The sequence below is a fragment of the Photobacterium sp. MCCC 1A19761 genome, assembly GCF_037389125.1.
Taxonomy (GTDB): Bacteria; Pseudomonadota; Gammaproteobacteria; order Enterobacterales; family Vibrionaceae; genus Photobacterium.
Map to the genome: position 1 here is coordinate 1 of NZ_JAZGTF010000053.1, position 1,439 is coordinate 1,439.

At 45.0% G+C, this 1,439-nt stretch carries 1 protein-coding gene and 1 pseudogene; one reads left to right on the forward strand and one right to left on the reverse strand.

What is annotated here, in order from left to right; all coding sequences use genetic code 11:
* Positions 1-356, forward strand: a 356-nt coding sequence (locus VV869_RS24220) for a transposase (protein ID WP_337737519.1), incomplete at its 5' end; no start/stop codon positions are given.
* Between the two features lie 248 nt (positions 357-604).
* Here the strand turns inward: VV869_RS24220 and VV869_RS24225 are convergent.
* Positions 605-1,439: pseudogene (locus VV869_RS24225) on the reverse strand (IS110 family transposase); the annotation flags it as partial.

Here is a 1,439-nt window from a genome sequence, read left to right on the forward strand (position 1 = left end):
CAATATCAGGTGACGGCGCTTATGATACCAGGCTGTGCTATCAAGCGATTCAACGGAAGAAAGCACAGCCCCTTATCCCTCCCAGAGCTGGAGCAGCATACTGGGAGCACGGTCACCCAAGAAATATTGCGGTTGCAAACCAGCGTATTCACGGTAGCAATGAACACTGGAAAAAGACCAGTGGTTACCACAGTCGCTCAATCTCGGAAACGGCGATGTCGAGATATAAGCGGCTGCTTGGCCCAGCTTTAAGCCTGCGTGATTACAACGCTCAGGTCGGGGAAGCGCTTGCTGCCGTCCGTGCGTTGAACAAGTTAACAGGGCTCGGCATGCCCGTAACTCGTAAAGCTAGCTAAAACATGGCTCAAATTGGGTAGATCTGCTGGTTTTTTGATTTGATCATATATGGACACTTCCTATTGGCAAGTAGTGAATTGAAGAAATCAGGCGTTGTTTTGCACACATATATCCGAGTTCAATGACTCTTAATGATTTCCGCTGAGTATGCTCTTATCAACAACTCGGACTAAAATGTCCCTTGATCAAATCAGAGTTACACACTCACGGTCTTACCTGTTTTCTCATTTACACTTCATGCGCAATTTCAAGCCGATAGTAATCCCGGCTTATAGTCTTGCTGATTGGCCAGTAACGCCCATGCAATCCGAGCGTTTCGATTTGCCAATGCTACGATTGCAACGTTTTTATGTTTGCGTTTCAGTAAATCATTCAACCAGCGGTGGGTGTATGTTTTGGGTTGCTGTTTTAAATGACCGAGTACGGCCCTGGCACCATGTACTAACAATCTTCGCAAATAGCCATCTCCCCGCTTACTGATGCCAAGCAACACCTGTTTGCCACCCGTTGAAAACTGCTTCGGTACGAGTCCAATCCATGCGGACACCTGCCGTCCATTATTAAAAGATGCAGGGTCACCTATACTGGCAACAAGAGCAGTGGCTGTTATGGGGCCGATCCCGGGGATTTCTGCGATTCTTTTTGAATCAATATTCGTACTGTGCCAGTGTTCGATTTCTTTGGTTAACTATCTAATTCGTATAGAAAGATCATCAATCAGTTCTTTTAAATGAGCGACTAAGCTACGAACTGATGGAGTCAGATTGTTTTCAGCATCTTCTAAAATACGGGGGATCTGCTTATTTAGGGATGCATTACCTTTAGGGATAACAATACCAAACTCAGCCAGTATTCCACGCAGTTGATTAGTTTGACCTGTTTTCATTGAAACCAACCTTTCTCTAGCCTTGTGGACAGAAAGGATTGATTGCTGTTCAATCGATTTTATAGGCACGAAACGCATGTTAGGACGAGTCACAGCTTCACAAATTGCTTCAGCATCAGCGGTATCATTCTTATTTGATTTCACATAGGGCTTAACAAACTGTGGAGGCATGAGCTTTACGTCATGACCAAATTGC